Annotated in this window: 10 protein-coding genes and 1 pseudogene; 5 read left to right on the top strand and 6 right to left on the bottom strand. The window is 47.3% G+C overall.

Features of this window, described 5'->3' with window-relative positions; genetic code table 11:
* Positions 1 to 71: 71 nt before the first annotated feature.
* From RTK01_RS14760 to RTK01_RS14745, 4 genes are all read right to left on the bottom strand, one after another.
* Positions 72 to 929 (bottom strand): transporter substrate-binding domain-containing protein, encoded by an 858-nt coding sequence (locus RTK01_RS14760; protein WP_312281700.1) that lies wholly within the window; start codon positions 927 to 929, stop codon positions 72 to 74.
* Between the two features lie 34 nt (positions 930 to 963).
* Positions 964 to 2,136 carry a Xaa-Pro peptidase family protein gene (locus RTK01_RS14755; protein ID WP_312281699.1) on the bottom strand — a complete coding sequence of 391 codons (1,173 nt, stop codon included), beginning with the start codon at positions 2,134 to 2,136 and terminating at the stop codon, positions 964 to 966.
* A 59-nt stretch (positions 2,137 to 2,195) separates the two neighbouring features.
* Positions 2,196 to 2,852: a DUF1847 domain-containing protein gene (locus RTK01_RS14750; protein ID WP_312281698.1), complete on the bottom strand. Its 657-nt coding sequence runs from the start codon at positions 2,850 to 2,852 to the stop codon at positions 2,196 to 2,198.
* A gap of 165 nt (positions 2,853 to 3,017) precedes the next feature.
* Positions 3,018 to 3,182, bottom strand: coding sequence for a YezD family protein (locus tag RTK01_RS14745; RefSeq protein WP_294853826.1), 165 nt, complete (start codon positions 3,180 to 3,182; stop codon positions 3,018 to 3,020).
* A 1,018-nt stretch (positions 3,183 to 4,200) separates the two neighbouring features.
* Between RTK01_RS14745 and RTK01_RS14740 the strand changes: the two genes are divergently transcribed.
* The 5 genes and pseudogenes from RTK01_RS14740 to RTK01_RS14720 form a co-directional block, all read left to right on the top strand.
* Positions 4,201 to 4,347: a hypothetical protein gene (locus RTK01_RS14740; protein WP_312281697.1), complete on the top strand. Its 147-nt coding sequence runs from the start codon at positions 4,201 to 4,203 to the stop codon at positions 4,345 to 4,347.
* Between the two features lie 2 nt (positions 4,348 to 4,349).
* Complete coding sequence (locus RTK01_RS14735) at positions 4,350 to 4,865, top strand: sigma-70 family RNA polymerase sigma factor (RefSeq protein WP_312281696.1); 516 nt, start codon at positions 4,350 to 4,352, stop codon at positions 4,863 to 4,865.
* Between the two features lie 68 nt (positions 4,866 to 4,933).
* Positions 4,934 to 5,224, top strand: coding sequence for a hypothetical protein (locus RTK01_RS14730; RefSeq protein WP_312281695.1), 291 nt, complete (start codon positions 4,934 to 4,936; stop codon positions 5,222 to 5,224).
* A gap of 1,151 nt (positions 5,225 to 6,375) precedes the next feature.
* Positions 6,376 to 6,639 (top strand): DUF6514 family protein, encoded by a 264-nt coding sequence (locus RTK01_RS14725; protein ID WP_312281694.1) that lies wholly within the window; start codon positions 6,376 to 6,378, stop codon positions 6,637 to 6,639.
* An 87-nt stretch (positions 6,640 to 6,726) separates the two neighbouring features.
* Positions 6,727 to 7,341 (top strand): annotated as a pseudogene (locus RTK01_RS14720) (SDR family NAD(P)-dependent oxidoreductase); the annotation flags it as partial.
* On the opposite strand, the gene RTK01_RS14715 reads toward RTK01_RS14720, so the two are convergent.
* Both RTK01_RS14715 and RTK01_RS14710 read right to left on the bottom strand, forming a co-directional pair.
* On the bottom strand, positions 7,326 to 7,499 hold the full coding sequence (locus RTK01_RS14715) for a class I SAM-dependent methyltransferase (RefSeq protein WP_312281701.1): 174 nt from the start codon (positions 7,497 to 7,499) through the stop codon (positions 7,326 to 7,328). The pseudogene RTK01_RS14720 and the gene RTK01_RS14715 sit on opposite strands and share 16 nt — an antisense overlap.
* A gap of 95 nt (positions 7,500 to 7,594) precedes the next feature.
* Positions 7,595 to 8,218 carry a methyltransferase domain-containing protein gene (locus RTK01_RS14710; RefSeq protein ID WP_312281693.1) on the bottom strand — a complete coding sequence of 208 codons (624 nt, stop codon included), beginning with the start codon at positions 8,216 to 8,218 and terminating at the stop codon, positions 7,595 to 7,597.
* Between the last annotated feature and the right edge of the window lie 97 nt (positions 8,219 to 8,315).

Raw genomic sequence — 8,315 nt, 5'->3', positions numbered from 1 at the left:
GGAAAATACCGCACACATAGGCTGTATGCAGTCTATGTGTGCGGTACCCTCCACCCGGTACCGTGAATGTATCAGGACTGCTGAAGGGTAAGAAAATCGAACCCATTGTAACGCTTGTAAATTTCCGATATTGTACCGTCATCCAACAGTGCTTTCAGCGCACTGTCATATTCTTTAACAAAGGCTTCCTGTCCCTTTGCAAAAAGTGTATAGCTTTTAATGTAAGTAAACGGCTGGTCGCGGTCAATGCCGGTATCAAAGGTGTTGACACCCTGTTCCAGTGCAAGATCCCAGCCGTTCACCAACGAAACATTGGCATCATACACGCCATCGTGAATCCATTGGCTGATTTGTTCGGTACCCACAGAGTTCCACTCAATGGTGCCTAGTTCAATTTGCTTATCGGGATTGGCATTGTTGTAATCCACGACAACGCCGTAGGTTCCGCTGATGGGGGAAATAGGAACAAGCTTTCCGCCCCGTTCATAAAGATCCTCCAATGTCACAAGCTTACCAACATCCTCCTTACGCACCTGCAGGCAGGCCAGTGACGCGCCAATGTTATTTTGAGGGAACAAATAAGCGTCGGCGCGCTTTTGACTCCAGAAAAATCCACCAATTGCACCGACATACTGCTTGGTTTCCAATCCTGTCAGCAGCGCTTCTTGCCCAACGGCATCATATTCAAAAACGTAGTTCTCCAGTTTCTCGTCAATGACCTTCATAACCTCGATGTCATATCCGGTCAGATTACCCGAATCATCAATGTAAGAAATGCCATTATAGTCCTGGCGTGCGCCGAAGCGAATAACAGTCGGCTCATTTGGTTCCTGTACCTGTGAGGAGGAAGCGGGGGCGCTGTTCGAGCAGGCGGTTGTGGTCAAAAGGACAGTCGCCAGCAGTGCGGCAGTGGAAATCATTTTTTTCATAATAGTCACTCTTTCAAAGTTTATCTGAGTTTGGTTAATAAAACAGCGTGTGCGGCGCGGATGAAAATGGCTCTAAACCTGTTTCGGTAATTAAAATTGTATCCTCAATATTATAGGTGTGGTGCTTTGAGCTGTAATAGGGCGTTTCGATACAGAAAACCATTCCGGGCTCAAAGACACGGGTTTCGTTCGGGGCGATGAACGGATATTCCTCCGCCCCTATGGCACAGCCCAGCGAATGCCCATAATGGCCCCGGGTATAACCGTAATCATTCATAAAACCGAACCGCTTGATTGCGTGGTCGGTGCCCTCAAAGATATCGCACATACGGACACCGGGCTTAATATTGTCAAGCTGGTACTGATGTCCTGCCCACAGCGCCTCGAAAATTTCTCTTTTGTCGTCGCTGCAAGCTCCGCCCACCGCAAAGGTTCTGCCCAAGTCGGAGTTATACCCTAAACCGTTAGGGCCGCCGTCCAGTCTCACCAAATCGCCCAGCTTCACCTCAAAAGCTCCCGGCATCGTCGTTGGCGTAAATTTATGCGCAATGGTGTGTGCGTGAGAGATTGAGGTCGTGCCCGGCAGCGCGTCAACAGAATATTTGGTGAACATATCAAATATTTCTGCCATTGTCGTGCCCGGGAGCGTATTATGTGCCGTCTTATGCATGGCCGTCTGCGAGGCCTTGGCATTGCGGTGCAGAACGTCAATTTCCCAAGGTGTTTTGATGGCGGCTGCCTCGCGCAGCACCGGGCCCACATTGATAAGGGCATCCTCACCGTAAGCGTTCGCCAAAAACCGATACTGGAGATAATTTAGGCTTTGAGATTCTATACCGATGCGAGGTTTGCCGGACGTTTTTGGAATATAGCTCTGCGCGATTCGAAAAATCGCGTCAGGGTCTGGCTGCACTTCCTTCACTTCTCCCGGAGTCGCGTAATCTTCAATGAAAATCCAGCAGGGATAGGACACGATTCGCACAAACTTATTGTCTACAACGTCAGCAATCGAGTCTTTACTGAATTCACTACAAATCAGCGTTACAGTGCCATCAGGTGCCACAACACCCAGCGTGCCGCCCCAGCGGACCTTATACCCGGTAGCGTACATAAGACTACCGGCCTCAGTGAGCAATAGCGCGTCTAAATTTGATTTTTCCATTTGTTCCGAAATTCGTTGGGCGATGGCCCGAGCATCTCTTAACATTGGGTCTCCTCCTAAAATTTTAATAACTTTCAAGCAAGCTACGCGGCGGCGTCTCAAGTTTAAAGCTTCAATTCCTTTTTAAAACGGGAATACATTGAAGTTGCTGTATAAAGAGCCGCCACGGGGTTGTGGCCCAGCACGCGGTCCTTTACAATCATGACCGTGGTGGGGGCGGCAGTATGCTTCAAAAAAAGTGTATCGTGCCCCACGCACAGACCAATGACAATATTAAAGTCCGTTCCCTCGGCTTGCAGTGTTTTGGCCTGTAAAATAGGGTTGCACATGGATTCGTGTCCGCAGCCCTTGTTCAGCTTCTTTTCGTCCGGCACGCCAATTTCGCTCTTGTCAATCGCACCAACTTTGCAGCCCACGACATAATAATCAATCTTATTTGCTTTCAAAATCTTACTAAAGATACGCGTCTCGCCCATTAAGCCCACACAAGATGCTATCCCAATCTTTTTGTAGTGCATTCGCTTGATGAACTCAATCGTCTCTTCCACGCGGGTCAGGCGACCATAAAATTCACCCTCGATACAAGCTGAAACCCGAGATATCTCTCCGGATTCCTCATCATTTTGATAAATTTCCAGCACCTCTTTCACCCGCTCGGGGTCTGCACCGGCTGTCAGGCAAAACTTTGGATAGTTCTCCTCACTTTTAGCCCGGCACGCCAGCGCGGCGCAATCTGAACAGCTGAGTTTGCACTTTGCCATATTCTTCTCCTATCTCCTCCGGTGCGAGACACCGGAGTTTCCCCATTTATGCGAATACTCTCATGTAATTGACGAAGTTTTGAGTCAAAAAAACAGAGGCATACATATCGGGATACTCCCGCTATGTAAAACCTCTGGTATGTCCAGTCGATTTAATCAGCTTATTTATAAAACTCTAATTTTTTCACTTCGGTCAATCTGCACCAGAACCCCATCCTGAAACACAAGATGAATTGACCCATAACCGATGCTTTCAGCTACTCGCTGAATTTGGCGAAGCTGTTCGTTTGAAATTGCCTGCTTCTTGGAAACCCGTTTCTCCTCCATCATAAATTTCCCTTCTCATTCCTTTCGAGTTTCCTCCGATACGCTGCTTTCACACAGCGGTCGCAGGTGCTTTTTTATATAAAAAAGCCGGGGGTTTACAAACTCCCGGACTCATGGTACGAAAAGGCAATCATCCTGCCTAAAACAAGTGGCCGGCTGAAATGCCCAAACACTTGCCCATACCGATGGTCCGGGAATTCAACATTCGTCCACAGCGGAAATTGCTGCGCAGCATACGATCAAAAATTGCGTTCATAACATTCACCCCCTCGTAGATAACATACTAACTATGTATGTTTATAGGATGATATCATTTTGCTTTAGTTCTGTCAATACGCATATTTATTATTTCTGTTTGCACCATTTGAAATTAAAATTCTTACAGCCTTTTTGTGAACTTACACAAAGTGGGCTTTTAATTAAAGGGCGATTGTAATAGTATCATTACCTCGGCATGGCTTCACCAACATCGGTGTCAATTCCGATTTGGTATTGTAGTTTCGTCGGCAGAAAATGCAGAAAAACAGAATTGAAGGGGTATTGAAAGATATGCGAGTTTTTATACCCTGAAACTGGTGGCGTGCTGAAAAATTTGGTCTTTGTCCACAGCTCAAATTGAAACGCATTTTTTGAGTTTTGATAAGAATAATGGAAAAGTAAATTTTACCAAAACAGTTTCTTTTAGATGGGGAATTTGATAAAATATATTCTAAATGTAACGACAAAAGAAGCCACCTAACTAAAATATATCCATTGGTATTGAATGGAGTGGTATTGTGTCCAACAGAAGCTGTGATTTGAAAGTGACGATAGGAAGATATATTAGCAAAAGACGAAAGGAAATGGGCCAACACAGGAAAAAGCGGATGAAGCCACCGGACTGTCGATCTCCTTTTATGTCTGTATTGAACATGTCACCTAGGGCATGGGAGTTGACAGCATTATCAAAATTTGCACGGCGCTTCAAATTCGCGCGGACTATGTCTTAACTGGCGAAATGTCTCCGATAGAACGGCGGTATGTGAAAGGTCTGCTTGCCGTTTTAAATGAAGGTCAAGAAAATGCTGCTGAGGAAATTTCTTGGAGCTTCTTGATTGCCTGCAGCCATGAAGTGCTGGTTCGGGAAAGCAAAGATAGCTTTCAAAATTGGATGGGAGAGGGGACGTAACTTTGAAAACGACATGGACGGAAGAGGAAGAAACTCGGTTCGAATCGCTTTATAAAATCGAATATGCCGGCTTGCTCCGTTATGCGAAATCAACCCTGCAAAGTCACGGCCTTTGGCATTGTTCCGTCAGCGGACGAGCGGAGGAAGTTGTGCAGGAGATGTTCACATTTGCATGGGAGGCGCGGGAGGATTTGTTTTCTAGTAAATCTCCGACCGGCTGGCTTTATCGCGCGCTTTATTACAAGGTGCTGGAAGCATTGAACGAAGATAGACTTTGGGTAAAACGGATGATACAGATATCGGAGCAAGATTCGGCTGCTCCTGACGGAACACTCTCCTTAAAAGTAGAATTGTTGGGGATTATTTCTACAGACGACTATCTGCTGTTGAAGCGGTTTTATATGGATGGCTTTACTTATGCTGAACTTTGCGAGGAAACCAATTTAAAAAAATCAGCGTTGGCTATGCGTCTTAAGCGGATCAAGGAGCGAATTCAAAGAGAATATGAATCACAATAAAATTTTTTTACCTTTATGTGAACTTTTGCCTTTCAGACCACATTACATGACAGAGGAGGTTCGCGAGAATGCCAGATGATAAAAGTGCACTATATCCGCCTTTGGAGCAATTATCAACGGAAGAATTGGAAAAGCTGCTTTTACAAGATTTCGTTGCATCATCCGGCAGCGAACCGGACGTGGATTATATTATGGCAATCATGGAGGTGATTCAAAAAAGAGAAGCCGAAACATCCGCCGCAGAGTGTGTGGATGTGGACAAGGCATGGAATGATTTTAAGGAAAATTATCAAGAGAAATTCAATTCTTTTGTGTCTGACAATTTTTGTGAATCGCACTCATCTGACCATCTTAACTAGATCCAATACAAGGTAAGACCTCCCAAAAGACTCCGTGTATTTCGAATTGCCGCGATTGCCGCGGCACTGATTGTTATTTTATGCGGTACCGCGTCAGCCTTTGACGCTAATATTTTACAAGCGCTGGCAGACTGGACGGCGGAAACATTTGGCTTCATATCCGCAGAAACTCCTGAGGACGATAGCCATATGTCTGTTATTCCCAACGATGACCCGTTTGGGGAGCTTCGTGCGGCGGTTTTGGCCGCTACGGATATCCCGTTGGTTCCTAAATAGGCACCGGAGAACACGGAAGTAAACGGTGATATCAGCATCGTAGAACGTGCGAATGGGATTAGTATTTTCGGTGCCTATGATTCAAAGGAATCTCCGGTAGAAATTATTATGTATCTTATGCGCTTTATGCAAAGGACAGCAGCGGAAGCGAGACGCTGTACGGCAGTACAAGTGTTTTCAAAGCCTGATAATATGCAATGATTCAGTTGGAGGGAAGCCCTTTTGATGCTTCCCTCCACAAAGTATAAATTTATTCCACATTTTACGGGGGGACAGAAAAAACACAGATCCTATTGTTTACCAGAAGGCAATGGCCTAAACGATATATCCTCATGGATTGGTTTATCATTGATGGATACGCTCACAAACACCAATTCCTTTTTTCTGATCCCATGTAGCTTCAGTCGCGAAATATTGACAATTATCTTTTTTGTCGACTTGTATTTTCAATGGTTTTTTTATGCGGCGGGTCAAACAGTTCTGGAGAATAGATCCCATTGATTTCTATGAGGACCATACAAAAAAGGAAGAGGTACTAGATACGATTCCCCGAAGGCAGTTTAGCATTGCTGTGTACTAACAGAATTACCTTCATGGGTGATCCTGCGAAAATGAAAGACTGATCATTCATTTGGAGGGAAGCATCAAAAAATGCTTCTCTCCATAAACTTTACCCTCTTCTTAATGTTTGGCTGCTATTTTTGAATAGCGCTTATTTCCTCGCAAACATAAAAGCACCAGTAAACACAATGTCCCAACACTTTTCAACGGTTATTGATAAAGGTCAGTCGGTAATAATAGATGGACTACCTCACACAAATTCATGGCTATCCGTTATGATGAATTTTTACCGAATATTGGAGGAGGTAAGTGCTATGAAGGAGTTCCTGATTACGACACGGCAAACTCACACGGAGAATGGAGAACCCCTAACGCTCCGCTATTTTGTTTTGGTGGAGAAGCGGTCGGAGAATACAAGTAACTATGGCCTAAGAATCAGTGAAATGGGAAGGAACACATATTCCATGGCTCCCGGACTGACGAAAGACGCCCAGCGCATTTTAGACCTGATCGACATACTGGCAAACGGAACTGTTACGCCAGCCGGCTTGGCAGACGTCATTGCCGACTGGCCTTAAGGCCGAAAATTCATGTTGCAACCCCAGTCAAGTAGCAGGGAGATTTATGTGCTTAGATAAAGAGTGCTCGAATTTTTACACTATTTCATGTTTTATGAAGGAGGCTTTTTCATGGAGCTGGGACTGAAAGATAAAGTTGTTGTTTGCCTGTCCTCCGCTGCCGGCATCGGAAAAGGAATCGCCGCGGAAGCGGCGCGTGAGGGCGCGAAGGTGGTGATCTGCACTGCGGAGGCTTATAAAGAAGACCTGTTAACCGCCCAGGCGGAGATTGAGAAGGAAACCGGGAACCGCCCATATACATTTTTCTATGATGTAAAGGACGCCGCCAGCATCAAGAAGCTGATTGACGATGTGGCTGCACAGTTGGGCGGCGTGTACGCGCTGGTTAACCACTGTCCCGGGCCAAAAGCGGCTAGCTTTGAGGATTTGACGGAGGAGGATTGGGAGGACGGCTACGAAAAGTGCCTCCACAGCTATATCCACGCTATCCGCGCGGCGCTGCCGTACATGAAGACTGCCGGTGAGGGTCGGATTTTGAACAGCACGTCTTCCTCCATCAAAAGTGCGCTGGACAACCTGATTTTGTCCAACACCTTTCGCATGGGCGTGGTGGGGATGAGCAAGACCATGGCGCGTGAATTTGGCCAGTATGGAATTTTGGTGAATACGATGGGGCCGGGGCGCATCTATACCGACCGCATTAAGTACCTGAATAAAATCCGCGGCGAAAAGCTGGGCATCAGCAAGGACAGCACAAGGTCAAAGCTGCCGTCCTCGAAGGGCAGAGAACCCACGTCGCCCTGCAAAAACCGGACGTTTGAAAGGTCGAACAGCCCTGCCCGCTTTTGGGCCGTGGACATCGGAGCAAGTGATCATTCTGTCGTAGGCATTTGCTTCTTTTCCAAGCGCCTGATAGGCATGACCGGCCGCTTGGTGTGCCATGAAGCATTCCTCTTTATATTTTTCTTGCAATCAGACAGCACAGTGGGCTGACGCCGCCGGGCAAAATATCCTGCTCCAGCGTAGAAAAGCCCTGCTGCTCCACAAACTTTGAAAAAGCCGCAGCGTTCCAACGGTGCAGCACCTTGAACCCCGCCAGATCCATGAGCTTTGCCCGAAGCCGATGCCCGCTGTTCCCGGCCCAGACAAAGGTGGGGGCCAGCAAAAGGCCCCCAGGTTTCAGCACGCGGCGGATCTCCGAAAGCGCCCTATCTGGCTCCGGCATGATGTGCAGGGCGTTGGCAATGAGAACCGCGTCAAAGGAACTGTCGGGATACGGCAGAGCCGTGGCGTCCTGCACCGTAAAGGTGAGGTTTGGCAGGGAAGCGCGCTTTTGCGCCTCGGCAACCATTTTGTCGGAAAAATCCGTGGCTTCCCAGCGCTCAACCCTGTTTGCCAACCGGAAGGTCAATTGCCCGCTGCCGCAGGCCAGCTCCAGCACGGCCATGTCGGCAGACAGATAGGGGAGACAGCGTCTGGTAATTCTGTCGTACAGCGGCCCGGAGCTTTTCATAAACGGTGCGTATAGCTTTGCCACCCGCTGCCAGAAACGAAGATCGTTTGTATCCGGCGTGTTCATGGTTCCTCACCATCCCTTATGTTCAGCCCGATCAACCAGTTGGCCGCGGTGTCTAGCACCAGCTTGGGGTTGCCGTTCAGGGCATAGCATCTTCGGG

It is taken from the genome of Oscillibacter sp. (assembly GCF_031978065.1).
In the GTDB taxonomy this organism is placed as follows: Bacteria; Bacillota; Clostridia; order Oscillospirales; family Oscillospiraceae; genus Oscillibacter.
Note: the sequence above shows the minus strand (reverse complement) of the source record. Positions and strands in the feature narration are given on the sequence as shown.

Excerpts from the sequence above, each read along its gene's own strand:
- RTK01_RS14730 (WP_312281695.1), top strand. The coding sequence starts at position 4,934 with ATGCCAGATGATAAAAGTGCACTATATCCGCCTTTGGAGCAATTATCA.
- RTK01_RS14750 (WP_312281698.1), bottom strand. The coding sequence starts at position 2,852 with ATGGCAAAGTGCAAACTCAGCTGTTCAGATTGCGCCGCGCTGGCGTGC.
- RTK01_RS14725 (WP_312281694.1), top strand. The coding sequence starts at position 6,376 with ATGAAGGAGTTCCTGATTACGACACGGCAAACTCACACGGAGAATGGA.
- RTK01_RS14745 (WP_294853826.1), bottom strand. The coding sequence starts at position 3,182 with ATGATGGAGGAGAAACGGGTTTCCAAGAAGCAGGCAATTTCAAACGAA.
- RTK01_RS14710 (WP_312281693.1), bottom strand. The coding sequence starts at position 8,218 with ATGAACACGCCGGATACAAACGATCTTCGTTTCTGGCAGCGGGTGGCA.
- RTK01_RS14755 (WP_312281699.1), bottom strand. The coding sequence starts at position 2,136 with ATGTTAAGAGATGCTCGGGCCATCGCCCAACGAATTTCGGAACAAATG.
- RTK01_RS14760 (WP_312281700.1), bottom strand. The coding sequence starts at position 929 with ATGAAAAAAATGATTTCCACTGCCGCACTGCTGGCGACTGTCCTTTTG.
- RTK01_RS14715 (WP_312281701.1), bottom strand. The coding sequence starts at position 7,499 with ATGTCCACGGCCCAAAAGCGGGCAGGGCTGTTCGACCTTTCAAACGTC.